Here is a 21409-nt window from a genome sequence, read left to right as displayed (position 1 = left end):
AGTTCCTGGACACGCGACACAGGAGCTGCGATGCCGTTCAGTCACGACATGGTGCACTCTCTGGCCACTGTGGTCGATCTGGTCAACTCCCCGCCCGCCGACATCGAGGAACTCGGGGCGCTGGTGCTCCGGCGCCAGGTGAGCGGCGTCGAGTTCGTCAACGCCACCGACCTGGCCGAGGTGCAGAGCCTCTCCGCCGCCTTCCGCGAGGTCTTCACCGCTTCCGACGAAGACGCGGCGGTCACCCGCCTGAACGCCCTCCTCGGCCGCACCCGCATCACCCCGAGCCTGACGCGGCACGACGGCTTCGCGCTGCACGTCCACTACTTCGCGCCCGGGGCCTCGCTGGCCGAACACCTGGCGGCCGACTGCGGCGTGGCCCTGGCCCACGTGCTGGTCGAGGGCGAGCGCGAACGCCTGCGCACCTGCTCGGCCCCCGACTGCGCCAACGTGTTCGTCGACGAGTCGCGCAACCGCTCACGGGTCTACTGCGACTCCCGCACCTGCGGCAACCGCATGCACGTCGCCGCCTACCGGGCCCGCCGACGCGCCTAGCCGCACGGCTACGGGCCGAGGTGCAGGTAGGCCGACCACAACAACACGTCGTCGGGGTGGGCGGCCCGCGTCGCCAGGATCGTCTCGCGCAACGCCACCGCGCCGCCGGCGGCCAGCCGGTCGTAGACGCCGGCGGCGATCTCGGCCGCCAGGCTGTCGTCCACGGCCCAGCCGGTGGCCACCACCTCGGGGAAGCCGATGAGCTGCATCGTGGCGGCCAGGTGCACCGCCTCGTCGGTCAGCCGCAACGCGCCGACGGCCGTCCGGCAGGCCGACAGGTAGGCCAGCCGCGCCGCCGGGAGACGCAGTTCCGCCAGGTCGCGCAGCCAGAGCGGGCCGTCGTGCAGGATCAGCCGGGCCGAGGCCGGGTCGAGCACGTCCTGCGCGCCGTGGCAGGCGAAGTGGGCGTGGCTGGCGGCCGGCAGCGCGCCGACGACCTCGGCCACCGTCGCGTCGAGCAGCGACCGGCCGCCGAGACGCCGGCCGACCTCCCGGGCCTCGCGGGCCGCGCCCGGCAGCGGCACGGGCCCCTGCGGCACCGCCACCACCAGCGCGTTCACCTCTCGCTCCACCGCCGCGCGGCGGCGCGCCTCGGCCAGATCGCGCAACGTCGGCGTGTACGACGACACCGACCGGTCGAGCACCGAGCCGTCGTCGCCGAGGGCGGCGTGGACCGGCAGCAGCGCCAGCGGCCCGGTCGGGATCCACCACACCCGGGGCTCGTCGGGCAGCGCCGCCAGCACCGGGCGCGCCACCCGCTCCCACAGGGTGGTGAGCACCCGCTCGACCACCCGGAAGACCCGCATCGACCACTCCCGCTCCAGCGTGAGCAGCGCGGCCTGCCACTCGACGGCCAGGTCACCGGTCTCCCGCAGGCCGCATCCGGCCAGCGGCAGCACCTCGACCCGGCCGGGCGTCACGATCAGCGCGTCGGAGCGCGCCTCGGCGCAGTTGAGGTAGACGACCGCTCCCCCGCCGGCGGCCAGGCTCGCCGTCGCGAACGGCACCGGACGCAGGAGGTCCGCCAGCCCCGGCAGCGCACGGGCCCGCTCGACCAGTTCCTCCCACCGCCGCGCCGCCGCCGCACGGTCGGCGGCCTCCCGGGATCCGAGCAGCTCACCGGCGCGCTGCAGCCGGTCGGCGAGCTCCGGATCGGCCGCGCGCAACGCGCCCAGGTCGGAACGCGTCTCCGACAACCGCCCCCACAACACGCACCGGCCGAGCTCCAGCAGCTCCACCGCCCGTTCGGGGCGGCCCAGCTCCACCGCCCACGAGGCGGCCAGCGAGGCGGCGCCCCGCCACTTGGTGAGCAGATCCTCCTGCGAGCTTCGCGCCAGGCCCCGCCACAACAGCAGCGGCAGCAGTTCCACCGCCGCCTCGTATCCGGCGAACGCCTCCGCGGCGTCGCCCCGGGAGGCCGCCAGCTCCCCCACTCCCAGGCGGCGGCGACCCGGTTGTCGGCCGGGGCGGTGCCCAGCGCGGCGCACTCGCGGTAGATGGCGATCGCATCGGCGGGGTCGTCCTGGAGGCGGGCGTGCAGCAGCAGCACGGCCGAACGCATCAGGTCGGCGTCCGGCACCGAGCGCAGCGCCCGCGCAACGGCGGCCCTGGCCGCCTCCCGGTGCTCGGGGCGGCCCGAGCGGGCGAAACGTTCCTGCTCGATGCTGGTCAGCAGCGAGTGGTAGAGGTGCGCGGTGGCGTACACCTCGGGCAACAGCCCGATCGCCTCCCGCACGGTCGCGGCCGCGTCGTCGAGGTCGGCGGCCTCGCCCGAGGCGCGGAAGGACGACAGCAGGGCCATGCCCAGGTGCTGCCGCCCGACCGGGCCGTCGACCACGGCCAGCTCCTTCCTGGCCGCCTCCGCCGCGCCGGCCGGATCGCCGGCCAGGTCGAGGGCCAGCGACAACGCGCCCAGGGCGTTGGCGAGGTCGGCCGGTTCCGGCTCCGGAACGGTGATCTCCAGCGCGTCCCGCGCGGCCGCCACGGCGGCGTCGAGGTCGGGGCCGTCCTGCCGGACGACGTGCCGGATGCGCAACATCGTGCTGAGCGCGCTCAGGCCGGGCAGCGTGGCCGCCTCCCGCCGGGCCAGCGCGATCGCGTCGTCGAGGTCGCCGGGGTCGCCCGCGAGTTCGAAGCGGGTGAACAACAACCGGGCCCGCAGGTCGGGGTCGCCCGTCAGGGTGAGGGCCTCGGCGACGTCCTCCGGGCGGCGGCCGCCCTTGGCGCGGTCGTTGAGCACCCCGGCCAGGGCCTGCCTCGCCAGGTCGTCGTCGACCAGGCGCAGCAGGCGCACGGCCTCGTTCATGGACGCCTCGTCGTAGCGGAACGGGAAACGCCCGGCCAGGCACGACGCCAGGCCCATGCGGGCAAGTCCGAGCAGGTCGCCCAGGGCGTCGGGGAACCGTTCGCAGCGGGCCAGCGCGTCGGCGGCCATCTCGACGGCCTCCTCGATCGCGGCCGGGTCGAAGTCGCGGCCCCCGGCCTCGCGCAGCAGCATCGACAGCCGGAGCATGGTGAAGACCTGGGCGCCGTTGGCCCTGGGGAACCCGGCCAGTTCCGCCCGCGCCTCCGCCAACGCCTGCCGCAGCAGGGCGGGGTCGCCGCTCGCGGCGTAGCGTTCGAGCAGGTCCTCGGTGGTGCGTGGCGGCGCGGGCGCCAGCAGGGCCTGGTTGAACAGGATCCGGCCGCGCTCCGGATGGTCGTCCGGGATCCTCTCCAGCGCGGTCGCGTAGAGGTCGCGGGCCTGGGCGGGGTCGCTCTCGGTCAGGTCGGCGGCCAGGTCGGCCACGATGAACGGCCACCGGTCGTGGCCGGGGTCGAGCCGCTCGACCACCTCGCGGAGCAGCGTGGTGCCCCGCTCGCCGGGCCCGTACACGTTGGCGGCGTTGGCCAGCGCCAGCAGCCCCTCCGGCCGGTCGCGCGGGGCCAGCCGGGCGATCGTGGCGGCGTGGCGGAGCGCGGCCTCCCGGTCGGCCGGGGCCCGGCCGAGTTCGTAGCGGGTACGCCGGGCCATGCACGCCCCGGAGGCGCGCCGCCAGGTCTGGCCGTGGCCGAGGGCCCGTTCCGTCAGCTCGACGGCCCGGTCGAGATCCTCGAACGCGCCGGTCCGCTCGAACCTGACCCGGTGGCAGCCGCCGCCGAACTCCAGGGCGTCGGCGTACAGGTCGTGGCCGGGAGCGATCTGGGCGAACATCTCGATCGCCGAGGTGGCCGGCTGCGGGTCGGCCGACCGGAGCGCCCAGGAGCGGAAGAACAACCCCAGCTGGAAGAACAGGAAGGGCCGCAGCGGGCTGCCGGGCTCGGTGTGGACGATCCGGGCCTGGAACCAGGTGGCCGCGTACACCATCTGCTCGAAGTCGCCGGAGCCCAGCGCGGCGTGCAGCGTGCTGTACATGCGGCGGTAGCCGGGGTCGTCGGCCGGATCGTCGGGGTCGCGACCGGCCAGCCGGGCGTCACAGACGGCCTGCAGGTCGGGCGGCAGCATCTCCGGGTGGCGTTCGTGCAGGGCCACGGCCAGCCCGATGACCTCCTCGTCCCATTCGCGCAGCAGGCCCATACGTTCCCACGACACCAGCACGACCAGCTGAAGCCCGTGCACGTCGATGCGGCCCGACGCCACGATCCGCTCGACGAGGGCCGCCGTGCTCGGGTCGAGCAGCTCTGCCGGGTCGTCGGTCTGGAGGTAACGCTCGTATCTGGCGGCCAATTCGTCGATCACGGTGCCCCTCGTTCCGGTCGCCGGGTGACACGATGCAGGGATGCTGCGCGTCCCCCTCGTGCTCCGTTTCGCCGCCCCGCCGCCCTCGATCGACGCCGCGGAATCCGTGCTCGCCCTCCATGGTGCGCTCGTCCGCTCCCTCGAAGGAAGAGAACTGCGGCTGTCGGTCACCACCGCGACCGACGTCGGCGCCCTCGCCACCGGCATCGGGACCGCGCTCGGCGTGCCGGCCCCCGCGATCGGCTGGCCCGTGGGCGACCCGCGCGGCGCCGCCGGAGCCGGATACGCCTGCCAGGAGTGCGGCGGCGTCGACGACGACCACTTCCCCGGCTGCTCCCGTGCGTGAGACGCCGTGGCGCGCGCCGACGCCGCTGGGCTACCTCGAGAGCATCCAGGCCGTCGGCGGGTTCGCCGCCCCGCTGCTGGCCGGGGCGAGTTTCACCCTTGCCGTGCTGGCGTTGCAGTCGTCGGCCGGCCCGCCGGTCAGCCGGTGGCCCGACGTCGCGCTGGCCTTCTTCGTCGCGGCCGGGCTGGCCCAGATCGGCACCGTCCAGGCCACCGCGTGGACCCGCCGCTACACCGCCACCCCCGGCGACCTGGCCGCCTGGTATCCCGGAGAGCTCACCGACGGCGCCCCCACCCCGTGGTTGCGCAACGTGCAGGAGAGCCACCTGCGCCAGGCGCTGCGCTGGGCGAACGCGGCCCGGTTGTCCTTCCACCTGGGCATCGTGGCGCTGCTGGGCGGCGTCGTCTTCGCCTGCGTGCCGCCCGGCACGATCACCCCGGCCCGCTGGGCGGTGCTGGCGGTCGCCGTGCTGGGCCTGGTCGCCGAGTTGTTCTGGCTCGTCAGAACCGCCTTCCTGGCCGTACGGCTGCGCCGGCGCGCCTACGCCTCCCTCGCCCTGCTGCTCGCGGTCACCCTGGGCGGCCTGGCCGGCGCACCCTGGCCGGTCCGCCTGGTCGCCGCGGCGGCGCTGCTGGCCTGCCTGTTCCTAAGGCGCTCGTGGTTGCCGGCCGCGAGCCTGGCCGCCGGGGCGGTCGCGCTCGTCGCGGGCTGGTGGGAGATCGTGGCGTACCTGCTGCTGACGCCCGCGGCGGTGGTGGCCGTACGGGACCTGATCGGCCTCTGGCGCGAACAGCGCGGGCGGTCGGCCGGCTAGACCGGGTTGGGCACCGCCCCGCCGTAGCGGCGGTCGCGGCTGGCGAAGATCTCGCACGCCTGCCACAGGTCGCGCCGGTCGAAGTCGGGCCACAGTCGGTTCAGGAAGACCATCTCGGCGTACGCCGACTGCCAGAGCAGGAAGTTGCTGGTGCGCTGCTCCCCCGACGACCGGATGAACAGGTCGACGTCGGGGATCTCGGGCTGGTGGAGGTAGCGGGCGAAGGTCTTCTCGTTGACCTTGCCCGGCTTGATCCGGCCGGCCTCGAGGTCGGCCGCCAGCTTGAGCGCGGCGTCGACGATCTCGGCCCGCCCGCCGTAGTTGACGCAGAACTGCAGCGTCAGCGTGGAATTGCCCCGGGTCATGACCTCGGCGTCGGCGAGCTCCTGGATGACCGACTTCCACAACCGCCCCGGCCGCCCCGACCAGCGCACCCGCACGCCCATGGCGTTGAGCTCGTCGCGGCGACGCCGGATGACGTCGCGGTTGAACCCCATCAGGAACCGGACCTCGTCGGGCGAGCGTTTCCAGTTCTCGGTCGAGAAGGCGTACGCCGACAGGTAGGGGATGCCCATCTCGATGGCGCCCTCGATGACGTCGAACAGCGACGCCTCCCCCATCTCGTGGCCCTTGGTCCGCGGCAGGCCGCGCTGCTTGGCCCAGCGGCCGTTGCCGTCCATGACGATCGCGACGTGACGGGGGACCAGATCAGCGGGCAGGGCGGGCGGAGTGGCCCCGGAAGGGTGGGGCGTCGGGGGTCGGACCATGGTCCCTGAGCGTATTCGGTCCCGGACGGTCCTCGTTCCGCGTCAGTTCCGGTTGAACAGGCGCATCAGGCCCGCGATCAGGGCGGTGCCGAGACCCCAGCCGAACAGCACGAGCGCCCACGCGAACCAGCGGGTGCCGCCTGCGGGCTGCCAGAAGGGCTCCTGCTTCAGGTCGGCGATGGGGAGCAGCAGGTCGAGGGTGTAGATCACCGGCTCGAAGTGGCGGAGCGTCTTCGGGTCGACGGCCGTGGGCGGCCAGACGGAGAAGATCACCGCGCCCGCCGCCAGCAGCGCGGCCAGCCAGATCCCGGCCAGCCAGGTCCGGTAGCCGAACCCGACGGTCACCTCGGAGAACCAGCTGACCGCCTTGCCGCCGGCGGTCAGCGCCCTCCGGCGGCGGCGGTGGCGTTCGAGCGCGACCCTGCGGGCGGCGGCCTCGTCGCCCCGGGCCCGGTACATGGCGCTCAGTTGTTCGTAGGGCTGCGGGGAGAAGCCGCCCTCGTCGCGGTCGAGCCACGTCAACCGGTCGCGCACGCCCGCGTCGCTGTCGTCCTTGACCGCACCGTAGGCGCAGCCCTCCAGGCGCACGTGCCGGGGCCACGTGTCGCGGCGGTCTTCGATGACGCCGTACTTCGCGCCTTCGAGATTCAGCGAATCGGGCGGATCGGCGAATGCGACCCTGACGGTTCTCGCCTCGGCGAACGACAGGTCGACGCGGGCGTCCGCCGCGAAGACAGTCTTGTCAAGGTCGATGTTTCCGCCGACGTGCGATCCCCGCGCGTCGAAGTCGCCGTTCAGTTCGGCGCCGTGGAAATGCACGTTGCGGCCTATCGCGGCGCGGGTGAGATTGACGCATTCACCGGCCGTCGGGGCGATCCGGCCGTGCTGCGCCCCAATGCCGCCGGCGATTTCCGCGGCGCGCAGATACACCCGGCCGGTCGAGCGGAATCCCCGGTCGATGAACACGCTCTCGCCGACCTTCAGCCGTTCGGCGTGGATCGCCGAGACCTCGTCCACCCGGATATCCGACCCCCGCGCGGTGAACAATCCGCCGACGTGGGTGCTGATCATGCGGAGCTGACCGCAGACGAGCGAATCGCGGACGAAAAGGCCGCCCTCGATTCTCGTCCGGCTGAGATACACCGCCGTCTTCTCCCCGGGGTGCACGTGCACTTTCGACAATCGCAGGTCGCCGCCGATCCGGGCGCCCTGTAGGTCGATCGCGCCCATCACCACCGAGCCGTCGGTGAGCTCGACGTCCCCTTGAGTGCGCAGGTCGGAGGCGTGCAGGAAGGCGAGCCGGCAGTCGCGCAGGCGGACGGTGACGGCGGTGGCGTCGGCCAGGTCGATGCCCGATTCGAAATCGCATCCCGTCATCGAAACGGGCGCGGTGATCGAACCCGCCTCCAGGACGAGTTCTTCCACGACCCGGGCTCCGGTGAGACGTAACGCGGGTCGCGCGCCGCGTGGCAGGTCGCACACGCCGAAAAGCACCGCGGCGACGACCTCGGCGCGCACCCGGCGATCGGGAAGCCGGGTGAGATCGACCGGCGCTCCCACGGGAAAGGCCGCGACGACCTTTTCCTCGGCGAAAGAAAGATCGGCCGGAATGAGGTCCACCGCCGGAAATGTAGCGAAACTCAGGACGGCGCGAGGCCCCGTTCGACGTGTTTGAGGGACCGGATTCCGTGTTCCAGGTGCCACTGCAGATAAGCCGCCACCAGCCCGCTGCACTCCACCCGGTTCCGGGCCTCCGACGCGTCGGCCGTCTCCCAGTCGCCGCGCAGCAACGCGATCATCAGCGCGATCGTCTCCGCCGCCGGGACCGCCGCGCCCGAGGGGCGGCAGTTGCCGCAGACCACGCCCCCGGCCACGATCGCGAACGCGCGGACCGCCTCCGCGCCGCATCGCGCGCACTCCGACAGGGCCGGGGCGTAGCCCGCGACGGCCAGGGAGCGCAGGAAGAAGGCGTCGAGGACCAGGCGGGGTTCGTGGGAGCCGTCGACGAGGGTGCGCAGGCCACCGACCAGCAGCAGGAACTGGCGGAGGGCGGGTTCCTTCTCGCCCAGGGTCAGGCGGTCGGCGGTCTCCAGCATGGCCGTGCCGGCGGTGTAGCGGGGGTAGTCGGAGACCAGCGGTTCGCCGTAGGGGCGGATGGTCTCGCACTGGGTGACCATGTCGAGGGTGCGGCCGGTGTGGAACTGGACGTCGACGTGGGTGAAGGGTTCCAGGCGGGCGCCGAAGCGGGATTTGGTCTTGCGGACGCCTTTGGCGACCGCTCTGACCTTGCCGGTACGCCGGGTCAGGATCGTGATGATGCGGTCGGCCTCGCCCAGTTTGTGGGTGCGCAGGACGACGCCCTCGTCACGGTAGAGACTCACGGCGTCAGCCTACTCGGGGTCACGTTTGGTGAAATTTCGGTAAGTAACCTCGTGGCACTGTCTATACGTCCGGTAAACCTGGGGTGCGACGGGTTAACCGAAAGGTCACTAAGCTTTGGCCTCTGCGTGGGTTTCCTCCGCCCGCCGCATGAACCAGAGAAAGGGTGCCATGACCCGCGTGGTGCTGCTGGGCTCCGAAAACGGAGCGCCCCCGCCGCTCGCCGGCCTGCCGGGCTCCCCCATGGCCTTCCAGCGGCTGATCGACCAGGCCGTGCCTTACGACCCCGAACCGGTCGTGATCATCAGGCCAGGTCAAGCCGCATTTTACCCGGGCGCCCGGACGGTGGAAAGCGCCGACCGGGCCGGGGACCTGCGGGCGATCGCCGAAGTGGCCGCGGGGCTGGACGAGGACCTGCTGGTCCTCCCGGCCGATTCGCTGATCCACGACGAGCTGATCTACCAGCTCGTGAAGTCCAAGCGGGGCGCCGTCGCGCTGGTCGTCCGCGAAGAGCGCGACCCCGACGCCCCCGAGCCGCCTCCCATCGAGGAGGCGGTGCCCGAGATCGGGATGAACGTCCTGGAAGGGCGTCCCCAGCGGGCCCGCATCAGCAAGACCCGGGTGATCTCGCAGGGCAGCGCCTACCACCAGGTGACCCGGCCCAACGCGGCGCTGCTCGGGCCGCTGCACCTGAAGGCGAGCCAGGTCGCCAACCTGGCCGAGGCCGCGAGCGACCTGGCCGAGTTCGCCTCGCTCACCGGCCCGGAAGACGGGGTGACCGAGCTGCTGGTGCTGGGGCTGGTCCGCCGCGGCGTCTCGGTCGGCATCCGCGGGCGCCGTGACCTGTTCTACCGGCAGGTCGACGCCGGGAACGCGGCCGAGGCCGTGCAGGAGTTCCTCACCTACGACGAGGACCGGGCCCGGCTCGACAACGCCGTCAAGGGCGCCGACGGGTTCTTCACGACCTACTTCGTCAGCACCTACTCGCGCTTCATCGCGCGGTGGGCGGCGCGGCGGGGGCTGACCCCCAACCAGGTCACGCTGATCTCGATCGCGCTGGGCCTGCTGGCCGCGGGCGCGTTCGCGACCGGCGGGCGGCCCGGCTACGTCGCCGGCGGCGTGCTGATCTACTTCGCGTTCGTGTTCGACTGCGTCGACGGGCAGGTCGCCCGGTACGCCCGCAAGTTCGGGGTGCTCGGGGCCTGGCTCGACGCGACGTTCGACCGGTTCAAGGAGTACGCCGTCTTCGTCGGCCTCGCCGTGGGCGCCACGGTCTCGGGGCAGTTCGGCGACGGCGAGCAGATCTGGACGCTGGCCCTGATCGCGCTGGCGCTCCAGTCGGTCAAGCACCTGCTCGACTTCTCCTTCGGCGCGGCCAACCGCCGCAAGCCGCCGAACCCGCTGCCGACGCTCGACCTGGCCGTGGCCGACGACCGGCCGCTGCGCGACGCCCTCGAGGTGCGCAAGGCGACCAGCGGCGGCGCGGTGAAGAACCTGCTGCGGTTGTGGACGAAGGCCGGGAAGTTCCGGACCGTCCACTGGGCCCGCAAGATGATCGTCTTCCCGATCGGCGAGCGGTTCGCCGCCATCGCCATCGTCACCGCGTTCTTCGACCCCAGGGTCACGTTCCTGGTGCTGATCACCTGGGGCGGCATCGCGGCCACGTACACCCTGACCGGACGTCTCCTGAGGTCGATGGCATGATCACGCACCCCCAGCCCGAGCCCGAGGTCGTCGACCCCCACCTGGAGCGGCAGCGGGTGCAGACCGCCCGCCTGGTGGCCTACCGCGACGACGGCCCGCTGGTCACGCTGCTGAAGCCGCGGCTGGGCCGCGGGCTGCCGCCGGTGCCGATGGCGCTGGCGGCGCTGCTGGCGATCATCGCGCTGGCGGTGACCGGGTCGCTGACCGAGGGCCCGATGCTGCTGGTGCCCGCGGTGGTGCTGACCGTGCTGGTGCTGCCGACGGCCTCGCACGACCACCTGGGACGCTTCGACTGGCTGACGCCGCCGCTGCTCCGGGCGGCCGAGTTCCTGACGATCATCCTGGTCGGGCTGGCCGCCGACACCCCCAAGTGGCTGCTGTTCGTGCTGCTCTACATCGTCGGCTACCACACCTACGACACCGTCTACCGGACCCGCCAGAGCATCTGGCCCCCGGCGTGGATCTTCCAGGCGGGTCTGGGCTGGGAGGTGCGGCTGCTGCTGCTCGGCGTGGGCGCGGCCACCGGCACGCTCACCTGGGTGGCCGGCGCGCTCACCCTCTACCTGGTGGTGCTGTTCTCGGTCGAGAGCGTCAACAGCTGGGTGCGGCTCGACAAGCAGTCGGCGCTGGCGGTCGCCAACGCCGAGCAGGACCTCGAGGCCAGCCCCGAGGACGCGGTCGAGGCCGCCACCGGCGAGGCCGAGCCCAACTAGCCGCGCACCAGCGCCCTGCGCCTGGCGTAGAAGCGCCTCCCCGCCAGGTTCCACGCGATCTTGGCGGGGACGGGCAGGTTGCCCATGAAGTGGGCGCGTTCCTCGGGGGTGGCGTCCTCCAGGATCGCGCCCAGCACGATCAGCTGCTGCTTCAGCGAGCCGCCCGACGCCTCCTTGACGCCGCGCTCCCCCATCTCGTTCCACTCGGCGACCGTGATGTGCTCGGTGACCAGCGGCAGGATGTGCGTCTCCTCCTCCCGCAGGTGCTCGTCGAGGGCCTGGTGGTGGTCGGTGAGCAGGTCGGCGAGGCGGTCGCGGACGACCGGGTCGGCGGTGCGCTCGAACTCGGGCAGCAGGTCGCCGATGCGGCGGATGGTGTCGGCGATGTACTCGTGCTGGTGCTCCATCCGGTTGACCAGGTCGGCCTCCAGCGTGACCCGGGCCAGCAGCTTCGGCCAGAGCAGGTCGTCCTCGCCGGTGTGGTGGGTGTGCAGGCCGTCGGCGTAGCCCCGGTAGTGCTCCGCCATGAGAGCGGCGCGGGCGACGTCGCCGGGCCTGACCCGGCGGAACAGCTCGGGCATCATCTTCGCCTCCCGCCGGAAGACCCGGTGGATCATGACCATCTCTTGGACGTAAGGGCGTTCGTTCGTCATGGGCCCCAGGTTGGGACGGGGCACTTGGAGATGATTGGTCAGCCTCTTGAAGAGCCGCGTACCAGGGCCACGCGCCGCCGGTACCGACGCCGGCCCACCAGGAACCAGGCCAGCCGCGCGGGCAGCGGCAGGTTGCCGAGAAGGTGGGCGCGTTCGGCCGGGGTGGCCTCCTCCAGCATCGCGCCGAGGAACAGCAGCAGCTTGTCTGGAGGGGTCTCGGTGGCGAACCGGGCCCCGGCGGCGGCGTACTCGGCGACCGTGAGGTGCTCCTCGATCAGCGCCAGGACGTGTTTCTCCTCGTCGTCGAGGTGCTCCAGGAGGGCGGCCCGGTGGTCGGCGTACAGGCCGGCGAGGTGGTCGCGCAGGGCGGGGTCGGCGGTGCGTTCCCACTCGGGCAGCGCGGCGTCGATGCGGTCGAGGCCGGCCTGCACGCGTTCGTGCTGGTGCTCCATGCGGATCACCAGGTCGGCCTCCAGGTCGACCCGAGCCAGCAGCTTGGGCCAGATGAGGTCGTCCTCGCCGGTGTGGTGGTGGTGCAGGCCCATCGCGTAGTCGCGGTGGTGGGCGGCCAGGATCCGGGCGCGGGCGACGTCGCCCCCGGCGACGGTGGGCACGAGCTCCGCGAGCACCCGCGACTCGCGCCGGAACACCCGGTGGACCACGAGCATGTCGTGGGTGTCGGGCCGATCGGCAGACATGATCGTCTTACCTTTCTGTCGAGGTCAGGCATTGAATGTCCGCCATGTGGCTTGAAGGTCTCTTGGGATGTTCTGGGGGTATAACCTGGCCGCGTGACCGTTCGCGTACGGGTGCTTGGTCCCCTCCAAGCGGACGTCGACGGGCGTTCCGTGCTCCTCGGCGGGCCGAGGCAGCGCGCCGTGCTCGCCCTCCTGGTCGCCTCGCGCGGAGACGTCGTCTCCGTCGACCGCATGATCGAGGACCTGTGGCGCGGGGAGCCCCCGGCCAAGGCGATCGCCTCGCTCCAGTCGTACGTGGCCAACCTGCGCCGCCTGCTCGAACCCGGCCGGCCGCCGCGTGCCCCCGCCTCGGTGCTGGTGAGCGCCGCCCCCGGGTACGCCGTCCGCCTCGACGCCGACGCCGTCGACGCCTGGCGGTTCGAACGTTCCGCCGCCGAGGCCCGCGACCTGAGCGCCCGCGACCCCGCCGCCGCGCGCACGCTGCTCAGCGACGCCTTGGGCATCTGGCAGGGCGCGGCGTTCGCCGAGTTCGCCGACGAGGAGTGGGCCGTCGCCGAAGCCGCCCGGCTGACCGAGGTCCGCCTGGTCGCCCAGGAGCTGCTGGTCGAGACCACCCTGCGGTCGGCGCCGCCGGCCGACGCGGTCCCGGCGGCCGAGATGCTGACGCGGCGCGAACCGCTGCGCGAGGAGGGCTGGCGGCTGCTGGCCCTGGCCCTGTGGGGCAGCGGACGGCAGGCCGACGCCCTCGCGGCGCTGCGCCGGGCCCGCACCACCCTGGTCGACGAACTGGGCCTCGACCCCGGCCCGGCCCTGACCGACCTCGAGGACGCCGTGCTGGCCCAGCGTCTCGACCTGCTGCACGCCGCCACCCGCGCGCCCGGACCGGCCGGGACCGCGCCGATCACGGTGGCCGCGCCCCGCGCGGCCGAGAACTGGACCGATCCCGCCGGGCCGCTGTTCGTCGGCCGCGACCTCGAACTGGCCGAGATCGCCGAGGCCGCCGCCCGCGCCGCCGCTGGTGACGCGGGCGTGGTGCTGATCAGCGGCGAGCCGGGGGCCGGCAAGTCGACCCTGATCGCCCGTATCGCCGACGACCTCGACCCGGCGGCCTGGCTGGTCGCGACCGGGCGCTGCCCCGAGACCGAGGGTGCGCCGCCCGCCTGGGCGTGGATCGAGGCGCTGGCCCCGCTGACCCGGATCGCCCCGCTGAACGAGCACGCCGAGGCGCTGGCCCCGCTGCTCGGCGACGCCCGCCCGCCCTCCGACGACGGCGCGGCCGGCCGGTTCCGCATGCACCGCGCCGCCTGCGCCTGGTTGCGCTCCCTCACCGCGACGTCGGGCCGGTCGCTCGCGATCGTGCTCGACGACCTGCACCGGGCCGACGCCGAGACGCTCGGCCTGCTGGTCGCCGTGGCCGGGGAGCTGACCGCCGCGCGGGTGCTGCTGGTGGCCGCCTACCGGCCCTCCGACGTGACCGACGCCCAGGAGGACGCGCTGGCCGCGCTGGCCGGGCGCTCCCCCACCCGCCTCCACCTCGACGGGCTCTCCGAGGGCGACGTCGAACGGCTGGTGACCTCGGTCTGCGGACCCGAGGTCGAGGCCGGCACCGTCGCCTGGATCGCCGAACGCACCGGCGGCAACCCCTTCTACGTACGGGAGAGCGCCCGCCTGCTGGCCTCCGAGGGCAGCCTGGCGGGGGTGGCCCGGAGTGTGCCCGAAGGGGTGCGCGACGTCCTGCGCCGCCGGCTGGCCCGGCTGCCCGCGCCCGCCGTCACCGTGCTCCGCCTCGCCGCCGCCGTCGGCCGCGAGGCCGAGGTCGAGGTGCTGGTCGGCGCGGCCGACGCCGACGAGGACGGCGTGCTCGACGCCCTGGAGGCGGGCGTGCTGACCGGCCTGCTCACCGAACCGTCGCCGGGCCGGGTGCGGTTCGCCCACGCGCTGGTCCGCGACACCCTCTACCACGACCTCTCGCAGGTGCGGCTCACCCGCATGCACGCCCGCGTCGCCGACGCCCTGGCCGCGCTGCACCCCGACGACCACACGGCGCTGGCCCACCACTACGCCCGCGCGGGCACCTCGGCGACCGCCGAACGCGCCGTCGCCCACTCGGTCAAGGCCGCCGAACTGGCCACCCGCCGCTACGCCTACGACACCGCCACCGAGCTCTACGAGCAGGCGCTCGACGCGTTCGAGCGCGTGCCCGCCCAGGCCGTGGCCGACCGCGAGGCGGCCAAGGTCGGGCTGCTGGCCGCGCTGGTCCGCGCCCAGGTGCAGGACGGCGCGGTGGCGCACGCCCGGCAGACCCGGCAGAAGGCGGTCGAGATCGCCCAGACGGCGGGCCGCGACGACCTGCTGATCGCCGCGTTCTCGTGCTGGACCGAGGCCACGCCCTGGCTGATCCGGCCCTACTCCTACGTCGACGAGCACACCGTCGGCCTGATCACCCGCCTGCTGAACCGGGGCGGCCTCGACCCGGTCGTGCGGTGCCGCCTGCTGGAGATGATCGTCTCCGAGCTGGAGAACGAGGGCGACCCGCGCAGCGCGGCGGCCGCCGCCGAACTGGAGGAGCTGGCCGCCACGCTCGGCGACCCGGCGATGACGGCGCTGGCCCTCACGGTCCGGATCAAGGAGACCCCGTTCGAGCTGCACCCCCGGCAGGTGCTCGACCTGGCGATCCGGCTGATCGACCTGTCGGAGCGCCACGACCACCTGCTGGCCTACCGCTGGTACGGCATGTTCGTCGCCGCCCGGGGCTGCTGGATGCTGGGTGACCTGCCCGGCATGCACCGGCACCTGAAGGCGGCCAACGGGCTCGCGACGGCGTACCAGATGATCGAGGCGCGCGAGGTGGTCAACGTCGCCTACGCGACGCTCCGCCACGTGGCCGGCGACCTCGACGGCGCCGAGGCGGCCTACGCCGCCTCCTTCGGCCTGCTCCACCGCAAGGGCTCGCTGAACGCGGCGGGGGCCCACGCGCTGGCGGTCTTCTCGATCCGGCTCACCCAGGACCGGCACGGCGAGTACGCCGACGTCGCCTGGGCCCTGAAGGAGGAGCACGGCGCGATCGTCAACGACCTGGTGGCGGTGGCGCTCGGCCGCGAGGGCCGCCTGCGGGAGGCCGCCGAGATCCGCACCGAGCTGCTCCCGATCCGCAAGGACTTCTACTACTCCGTCTACCTGGGCGTGCGCGCCATGGCGGTGGCCCGGGTGGGCTCGCCCGAGGAGGCCCGGGAGATCCGCGAGCAGCTGCTGCCGCTGCGCGACGGCATCCCGGGGGCGGCCTCGTTGTCGATCGCGCTGCGGCCGGTCGCCCACCTGCTGGGCGACCTCGCGGTCCGCCTGGGCGACCTCGACGAGGCGGCCGACTGCTATCGGCTGGCGATCGAGGTGGCCCTCGGCCGGGGCGCGCCGTTGTGGGCGGCCGACGCCGAGAAGGCCCTGGCGGCGCTCGCGGAGGGGTGACCTCCCGGTCTCCAAGCCCGCCCCAAGAGGCGACCAAGCGGCCGGGCCGAACGTGGGGGGTGTAACCCGACCACGAGAGGACACCCCCGATGTCACGCTTGCTCGGCCGCCTTGGTGGCGCGGCCGCCGCACATCCGTGGCGCACGCTCGCCGTCTGGCTGGTCGCGCTCGTCGCGGCGACCGGCCTGTCGATGGCCGCGGGCGGCACCACCCACGACGACTACGACGTGCCCGGCATCCCGTCGCAGGACGGCAAGGCGTTCCTGGCCGAGCACTTCCCGGCGATGGCCGGGGCCGGGTCGCGGGTCGTCGTCCACGGCGACGGTCCGGTGCCGGCCGACCTGCTGGCCACGCTGACCGACCGCCTCACCGCGATGCCGCACGTCTCCCGCGTCGCCCCGCCGCGCCTGTCGGCCGACGGCGACACCGCCCTGGTCGAGGTCGGCTACTCGATCCCGGTGACCGACTTCCGGGGTTCCGAGGCCGTGGACGCCCTCACCGACGCCGCCGCCCCCGCGAAGGAGGCCGGGTTCACGGTCGCGTTCGGCGGCGAGGTGCCGGAGAACGTCTCCGCGCCGAGCGGCACCGCCGAGGTGGTCGGGATCGTCGCCGCCCTGGTCATCCTGATCGCCGGGCTCGGCTCGCTGGTCGCGGCCGGGCTGCCGATCCTCGTCGCGCTGATGGGCCTGGGCGTCGGCACCGCATTGGTCACCCTGCTGGCCGCGCTGACCGAGATCTCCACCATCGCCCCGACGATCGCCACCATGGTCGGCCTCGGGGTCGGCATCGACTACGCCCTGTTCCTGGTCAGCCGGCACGTCGAGGCGCTGCGGGCCGGGCTGCCGCCCCGGGAGGCGGCGGCGCACGCGACCGCGACCGCCGGGACGTCGGTGCTGATGGCGGGCCTGACCGTGCTGGTGTCGCTGTTCGGGCTGAACCTGTCGACGCTGCCGGTCTACGCGTCGTTCGCGTACGCCACGTTCGCCACCGTCGGGGCGGTCATGGTCGCCTCGATCACGCTGGTCCCGGCGATGCTGGGCCTGGCGGGCCGCCGGGTGCTGCCCCGCCGGGAGCGGCTGGGCCTGGTCAAGCCCGTCGTCCGGGCCCCGCGCACGGCCCGGTGGGCCGCGTGGGTGGGCGAGCGGCCGGTCAGGTCGGCGCTCGTCGCGGTCGTGGTGCTGCTGGCGCTGGCCGCGCCGATGCTGGGCATGCGCACCTGGCCGCAGGACGCCGGCACCCAGCCCGAGAGCAAGACCACCCGGGTCGCCTACGACCTGGTCGCCGCCGAGTTCGGCCCCGGCGCGAACGGCCCGATCGTGCTGGCCATGGACGCCTCACTCGCGCCGGCCGCGGCCGCCGAGCTGGCGAAGCTGACGGACGTCGTGGCGGTGTCGCCGCCGATCATCCAGGGCACGGCCGCGGTGATCACCGTCGAGCCGGCGACCGGGCCGCAGGACGAACGCACCACCGAACTCGTCCGGCACCTGCGCGCGACCCTGCCCGGCGGGGTCATGGTCACCGGCGTGGTGGCGGTGTTCGGCGACATCTCCGACCGGCTGGCCGAGCGGCTGTGGGTGGTGGTCGCGTTCGTGGTGGTGCTGTCGCTGCTGCTGCTGACCGTGCTGTTCCGGGCGCCGGTCGTCGCCCTCAAGGCCGCGGTGATGAACCTGCTGTCGGTCGCGGCGGCGTACGGGGTGATCACGGCGGTGTTCCAGACCGACGCGGGGGCCGCGCTGGTGGGGCTGCCGCACGGCGGGGCGGTGTCGAGCTGGGTGCCGATCCTGATGTTCACGGTGCTGTTCGGGTTGTCGATGGACTACGAGGTGTTCCTGCTCTCGCGGATCCGCGAGGACTACCTCGCCACCGGCGACGCCCGGGGCAGCGTGATCCGGGGGCTGGCCTCGACCGGCCGGGTGATCTCCAGCGCCGCCGCGATCATGGTGGCGGTGTTCGTCGGCTTCGCGCTCGACCCCGACGTGACCGTCAAGACGACCGGGGTGGGCATGGCGGCGGCCGTGCTGATCGACGCGACGCTCGTCCGGCTGGTGCTGGTGCCGGCCACGATGGCGCTGCTCGGGCGGGCCAACTGGTGGATGCCGCGCTGGCTCGACCGGCTGCTGCCGGAGGTGCGCCACCACGACGCGGCCCCCATTGTCAGCCGGTCTAACGAATCGGTACTAATCAACAAATAATCGCATATGCACGTGCAGGTGGCGGCTCTTGGCATTTTCCCATGAATAGGGCACTGTTTGCCAAGGGCCGCTGATGCGACAATGATGCACTGGTTAAGGAAATGCCCGACCTGTGACGTACCCGTGTGGAGACTGTCGTGACCGCTGAACCGGCCCACCCCGGTGTGCTCTCGTACTCCCGTGGTGGACCCACGGTGCTGCGCATCCTTCTCGGCGCCCAGCTCCGGCGGCTGCGCCGGGCCAAGGGCATCTCCCCCGAGGACGCCGGCCACGTCATCCGCGCCTCCCACGCGAAGATCAGCCGCCTGGAGCTCGGCCGCGTCAGCTTCAAGGAACGCGACGTCGCCGACCTGCTCACCCTCTACGGCGTGACCAGCGCGGTCGACCGCGACGCCATGATCACCCTGGCCCGGCAGGCCAACTCGCCCGGCTGGTGGCACAAGTACAGCGACCTGCTCCCCTCCTGGTTCGAGATGTACGTCGGCCTGGAGGAGGCCGCCTCGGTGATCCGGGCCTACGAGGTCCAGTTCGTCCACGGGCTCCTCCAGACCCCCGACTACGCCCGCGCCGTCATCCTGCTCGGCAACGCCGGCGCCCCCGAGGCGGAGATCGAGCGCCGCGTCGCCCTCCGGATGACCCGCCAGGCCCGCCTGGAGGGCCCCGACGCGGTCAAGCTCTGGACGGTCATCGACGAGGCCGCCCTGCGCCGCCCGCTCGGCGGCCGCGACGTGATGCGCGCCCAGATCGACCACCTGCTGGAGATGAGCGAGCACCCGAACATCACGCTCCAGATCGTGCCGTTCGACCGGGGCGGCCACGCGGCGGCCGGCGGGCCGTTCACGATCCTGCGCTTCGACGAGCGCGAACTGCCCGACGTGGTCTACCTCGAACAGCTCACCAGCGCCCTCTACCTGGAGAAACTGGACGAGGTGGACCGTTACATGCAGGTCATGAACAGCCTGTGCGTGGAGGCCTACCAGGCCCGGCAGACACACGATCTCCTGACGGAGATTCGCACCTCTCTGTAATCTCCGATGCACGTGCAGATGACCTACTAGGGTGGCCCTCTGAACCAATGAGAGGGCGCGATGGGATACGTTCCGAATTCCGGTCAGCTGCGGCACGTCGTCTGGAAGAAGAGCAGTCACAGCAACCCGAACGGCAGCTGCGTGGAGTTCGCCCGCCTTCCCGACGGCACCACGGCCCTGCGCAACTCGCGTGACCCCGAGGGCCCGGCGCTGGTCTTCGGCGCCGAGGCGCTGACCGCGATGCTCACCGAGATCAAGTCGGGCCGCTTCGACCACCTGCTCGGTTAGGCGTTCTCCCGGCTGAACACGCGCGTCGCCAGGGGGAGCGCGACGGCGAGGAACAGGGCCACCCCCACGACGGCGGTCCCGAACCCGTCGGCCGATCCGGCGAACAGCGACCGCAGGGCGTCGACGACGTGCCGGAACGGGGTGGCCTGGGAGGCGACGTCGAGCCAGGCGGGGGCGCCGTCCATGGGGAGCAGCGCCCCCGACAGCAGCAGCAGGGGCACCACCGCGGTGCCGGCGACCGGCGGGAACAGCTCGTCGCCGAGGGTGAGGGCGGCCACGTACGACAGCGCCGCGAGCCCCAGGGCCATCACGATCACCAGCACGAGCCCCGCCAGCATGCCCGGCACCGACGCGCGCAGCCCGAAGGCGACGGCGAGCACGAGCAGCGCCACCGACTGCACCAGCAGCAGCACGGCGTCCTTGAGGACCCGCCCGACCAGCAGCGCGAACCTGCTGGCGGGGGTGACCCGGAGCCGTTCGAGCACCCCGAAGCGGTGGTCGAACACGATGTTGAACCCGGTGAGCCCGCAGGTGAGCAACGCGAGCTGCATGAGCAGGCCGGGGACCAGGACGTCCCACGAGCCGACGCCCGACCCGGTGAACACCGGCCCGAAGAAGACGAGATAGAGCCCGGGCTGGACCACCCCGAAAACGATCACGAATCGGTTACGGAACGTTTCGCGGAGATAATGCGCCGCCACAACAAACGCAGTCATCCGATGACCTCCTTCTTGTCAGCCGAATGCCGGGACGTTTCCCGACGAAGATCGTTTGGGTTGTGCGCACCCATCCGATGAAGGCATCCGGAAAAATCCGGAAACATATTTCCGCACAAACGCGGCGCCCATTTCCCGGCCCGGTTCACGCCGCCGCCCCCTCCATCGGGCGGCCCGTGACGGTCAGGAAGACCTCGTCGAGGGTGGCCGCCGCGTGGTCGCGCTTGAGGTCGGCCGGCGAGCCGGCGGCCACGATCCGGCCGTCGTCGATGATCAGCACCCGGTCGCACAGGGCGTCGGCCTCGTCGAGGTAGTGGGTGCTGAGGAAGATCGTGGTCTTCAGGCCCCTGATGTACGTCCAGAGCTCGGCCCGCGCCCGGGGGTCGAGCCCGTTCGTGGGCTCGTCGAGGAACAGCACCCGGGGGGTGTGGATCAGGCCCATCGCCAGGTCGGCCCGCCGGGCCTGGCCGCCCGAGAGCGAGGCCGGGGTGCGTTTCTCGAAGCCGCCCAGGTCGAGCCGGTCGAGCACCTCCCCCGTCCGCCGCCGCGCCTCGCGGGCCGAGTGGCCGTACAGCCGGGCCTGCAGGCGCAGTTCGTCGCCGATCAGGGAGAGCGGCGAGAACATGCCGCCCTGGGCGACGTAGCCGATGGATCGGCGCACCCCCGGCGGGTCGTCGACGAGGTCGTGGCCCGCCACGGTCGCGGTGCCGGAGGTCGGCTTGAGGAGGGTGGTCAGCATGCGCAGCGTGGTGGTCTTCCCGGCCCCGTTCGGGCCGAGGAAGCCGCAGATCTCCCCTTCGTGGACGTCGAGGTCGACGCCCCGCACGGCGGGCACGCCCTTGAAGGTCCTGGTCAGCGCTCTGGCGGTAATCACTTCGATAGAGTAACTCTAAAATTGGTGTCACTACAAGTTTGGTAGGATCCCAACCATGGAGACCCTGCGGGAGCGCAAGAAGCGGGAGACGCGGCTCAAGATCTCGGACATCGCGATGGGCCTGTTCCTGCACCACGGCTTCGACAACGTGACCGTCGCCGAGGTCGCCAGGGTCGCCGACGTCTCGGTGAACACGGTCTTCAACTACTTCAGGACCAAGGAGGACCTCTGCCTCGACCGCCTCGACGAGGCTGAGCAGCTCCTCGCCGTCGTGGTCCGCGACCGCCGCCCGGGCGAATCGGCCGTCGACGCCCTGCGCCGCGACTTCCTCGACGCGATCGACACCCGCGACTGGCGCTACGGCACGTCGGAGGGCAGCGAACTCGTGGCCAAGATGATCAACGACGCCCCGTCGCTGGTCTCCCGCACCCGGGAACTCCACGAGCGGCGGGAGCAGATCCTCGCCGAGACCCTCGCCGACGAGGCGGGCGCCGAACCGGGC

Annotated in this window: 19 protein-coding genes; 10 read left to right on the top strand and 9 right to left on the bottom strand. The window is 72.7% G+C overall.

Translation table 11 applies throughout. The features are described 5' to 3' along the window. The first annotated feature begins 30 nt into the window (after window positions 1-30). Window positions 31-555 carry a CGNR zinc finger domain-containing protein gene (locus tag AW274_RS35500; protein WP_062442502.1) on the top strand — a complete coding sequence of 175 codons (525 nt, stop codon included), beginning with the start codon at window positions 31-33 and terminating at the stop codon, window positions 553-555. An 8-nt stretch (window positions 556-563) separates the two neighbouring features. Here AW274_RS35500 and AW274_RS35495 read toward each other — a convergent pair whose 3' ends face one another. Beyond that, window positions 564-1562: a CHAT domain-containing protein gene (locus AW274_RS35495; protein ID WP_062442497.1), complete on the bottom strand. Its 999-nt coding sequence runs from the start codon at window positions 1560-1562 to the stop codon at window positions 564-566. Beyond that, window positions 1478-4273, bottom strand: coding sequence for a tetratricopeptide repeat protein (locus AW274_RS35490; RefSeq protein ID WP_062442495.1), 2796 nt, complete (start codon window positions 4271-4273; stop codon window positions 1478-1480). The genes AW274_RS35495 and AW274_RS35490 overlap by 85 nt, the downstream gene beginning before the upstream one ends. Window positions 4274-4313: 40 nt before the next feature. Here AW274_RS35490 and AW274_RS35485 point away from each other — a divergent pair, with 40 nt between their 5' ends. Together AW274_RS35485 and AW274_RS35480 are read left to right on the top strand one after the other, a co-directional pair. Beyond that, entirely contained in the window at window positions 4314-4619 is a 306-nt protein-coding gene (locus tag AW274_RS35485) for a hypothetical protein (protein ID WP_062442492.1), read from the top strand. After that, a complete protein-coding gene (locus tag AW274_RS35480) occupies window positions 4612-5433 on the top strand; it encodes a hypothetical protein (protein WP_062442490.1) in 822 nt (273 codons plus the stop codon). Before AW274_RS35485 ends, AW274_RS35480 begins: the two co-directional genes overlap by 8 nt. On the opposite strand, the gene AW274_RS35475 is transcribed toward AW274_RS35480, so the two are convergent. The 3 genes from AW274_RS35475 to recO are packed head-to-tail and all read right to left on the bottom strand — an operon-like array spanning window position 5430 to window position 8581. Further along, window positions 5430-6200: an isoprenyl transferase gene (locus tag AW274_RS35475; RefSeq protein WP_062442487.1), complete on the bottom strand. Its 771-nt coding sequence runs from the start codon at window positions 6198-6200 to the stop codon at window positions 5430-5432. The genes AW274_RS35480 and AW274_RS35475 overlap by 4 nt on opposite strands. A 42-nt stretch (window positions 6201-6242) precedes the next feature. Next, on the bottom strand, window positions 6243-7820 hold the full coding sequence (locus AW274_RS35470; RefSeq protein ID WP_062442484.1) for a hypothetical protein: 1578 nt from the start codon (window positions 7818-7820) through the stop codon (window positions 6243-6245). 20 nt (window positions 7821-7840) lie between these two features. After that, window positions 7841-8581 (bottom strand): DNA repair protein RecO, encoded by a 741-nt coding sequence (gene recO, locus AW274_RS35465; RefSeq protein ID WP_062340084.1) that lies wholly within the window; start codon window positions 8579-8581, stop codon window positions 7841-7843. Window positions 8582-8750: 169 nt separating this feature from the next. On the opposite strand from recO, the gene AW274_RS42845 reads away from it, so the two are divergent. Then, on the top strand, window positions 8751-10283 hold the full coding sequence (locus AW274_RS42845; RefSeq protein WP_062442480.1) for a CDP-alcohol phosphatidyltransferase family protein: 1533 nt from the start codon (window positions 8751-8753) through the stop codon (window positions 10281-10283). Next, window positions 10280-10996: a DUF5941 domain-containing protein gene (locus tag AW274_RS42840; protein WP_062442475.1), complete on the top strand. Its 717-nt coding sequence runs from the start codon at window positions 10280-10282 to the stop codon at window positions 10994-10996. Before AW274_RS42845 ends, AW274_RS42840 begins: the two co-directional genes overlap by 4 nt. On the opposite strand, the gene AW274_RS35450 is transcribed toward AW274_RS42840, so the two are convergent. Together AW274_RS35450 and AW274_RS35445 are read right to left on the bottom strand one after the other, a co-directional pair. Next, entirely contained in the window at window positions 10993-11649 is a 657-nt protein-coding gene (locus AW274_RS35450) for a hemerythrin domain-containing protein (protein ID WP_062442858.1), read from the bottom strand. The two genes, AW274_RS42840 and AW274_RS35450, sit on opposite strands and share 4 nt — an antisense overlap. A 38-nt stretch (window positions 11650-11687) precedes the next feature. Then, window positions 11688-12347, bottom strand: a complete 660-nt coding sequence (locus tag AW274_RS35445) for a hemerythrin domain-containing protein (protein WP_062442472.1) — start codon at window positions 12345-12347, stop codon at window positions 11688-11690. Window positions 12348-12440: 93 nt separating this feature from the next. Here AW274_RS35445 and AW274_RS35440 point away from each other — a divergent pair, with 93 nt between their 5' ends. From AW274_RS35440 to AW274_RS35425, 4 genes are all read left to right on the top strand, one after another. After that, the gene (locus AW274_RS35440; RefSeq protein WP_062442467.1) at window positions 12441-15809 is read left to right on the top strand and encodes an ATP-binding protein; all 3369 of its coding nucleotides are present in this window, start codon (window positions 12441-12443) and stop codon (window positions 15807-15809) included. An 89-nt stretch (window positions 15810-15898) separates the two neighbouring features. Beyond that, window positions 15899-18001 carry an MMPL family transporter gene (locus tag AW274_RS35435; RefSeq protein WP_062442463.1) on the top strand — a complete coding sequence of 701 codons (2103 nt, stop codon included), beginning with the start codon at window positions 15899-15901 and terminating at the stop codon, window positions 17999-18001. Between the two features lie 137 nt (window positions 18002-18138). Further along, window positions 18139-19029 (top strand): Sco1979 family transcriptional regulator, encoded by an 891-nt coding sequence (locus AW274_RS35430; protein ID WP_232320646.1) that lies wholly within the window; start codon window positions 18139-18141, stop codon window positions 19027-19029. Window positions 19030-19089: 60 nt separating this feature from the next. After that, window positions 19090-19317, top strand: a complete 228-nt coding sequence (locus tag AW274_RS35425; protein ID WP_062340091.1) for a DUF397 domain-containing protein — start codon at window positions 19090-19092, stop codon at window positions 19315-19317. Here the strand turns inward: AW274_RS35425 and AW274_RS35420 are convergent. Beyond that, window positions 19314-20033: an ABC transporter permease gene (locus AW274_RS35420; protein WP_062442459.1), complete on the bottom strand. Its 720-nt coding sequence runs from the start codon at window positions 20031-20033 to the stop codon at window positions 19314-19316. The genes AW274_RS35425 and AW274_RS35420 overlap by 4 nt on opposite strands. 145 nt (window positions 20034-20178) lie before the next feature. Next, on the bottom strand, window positions 20179-20907 hold the full coding sequence (locus AW274_RS35415; protein WP_083975383.1) for an ABC transporter ATP-binding protein: 729 nt from the start codon (window positions 20905-20907) through the stop codon (window positions 20179-20181). A gap of 55 nt (window positions 20908-20962) precedes the next feature. Between AW274_RS35415 and AW274_RS35410 the strand changes: the two genes are divergently transcribed. Beyond that, window positions 20963-21409 (top strand): TetR/AcrR family transcriptional regulator (locus AW274_RS35410; protein ID WP_232320644.1); only part of this gene is annotated, 447 nt, incomplete at its 3' end.

The organism is Herbidospora daliensis, from assembly GCF_001570585.1.
Lineage (GTDB): Bacteria > Actinomycetota > Actinomycetes > Streptosporangiales > Streptosporangiaceae > Herbidospora > Herbidospora daliensis.
The sequence above is the reverse complement of the archived record's forward strand: the minus strand, read 5'-3'. Positions and strand labels throughout refer to the sequence as shown.

Coding starts and splice junctions, on each gene's coding strand:
- AW274_RS35500 (WP_062442502.1), top strand. CDS start 31: ATGCCGTTCAGTCACGACATGGTGCACTCTCTGGCCACTGTGGTCGAT.
- AW274_RS35485 (WP_062442492.1), top strand. CDS start 4,314: ATGCTGCGCGTCCCCCTCGTGCTCCGTTTCGCCGCCCCGCCGCCCTCG.
- AW274_RS35475 (WP_062442487.1), bottom strand. CDS start 6,200: ATGGTCCGACCCCCGACGCCCCACCCTTCCGGGGCCACTCCGCCCGCC.
- AW274_RS42845 (WP_062442480.1), top strand. CDS start 8,751: ATGACCCGCGTGGTGCTGCTGGGCTCCGAAAACGGAGCGCCCCCGCCG.
- AW274_RS42840 (WP_062442475.1), top strand. CDS start 10,280: ATGATCACGCACCCCCAGCCCGAGCCCGAGGTCGTCGACCCCCACCTG.
- AW274_RS35450 (WP_062442858.1), bottom strand. CDS start 11,649: ATGACGAACGAACGCCCTTACGTCCAAGAGATGGTCATGATCCACCGG.
- AW274_RS35445 (WP_062442472.1), bottom strand. CDS start 12,347: ATGTCTGCCGATCGGCCCGACACCCACGACATGCTCGTGGTCCACCGG.
- AW274_RS35435 (WP_062442463.1), top strand. CDS start 15,899: ATGTCACGCTTGCTCGGCCGCCTTGGTGGCGCGGCCGCCGCACATCCG.
- AW274_RS35425 (WP_062340091.1), top strand. CDS start 19,090: ATGGGATACGTTCCGAATTCCGGTCAGCTGCGGCACGTCGTCTGGAAG.
- AW274_RS35420 (WP_062442459.1), bottom strand. CDS start 20,033: ATGACTGCGTTTGTTGTGGCGGCGCATTATCTCCGCGAAACGTTCCGT.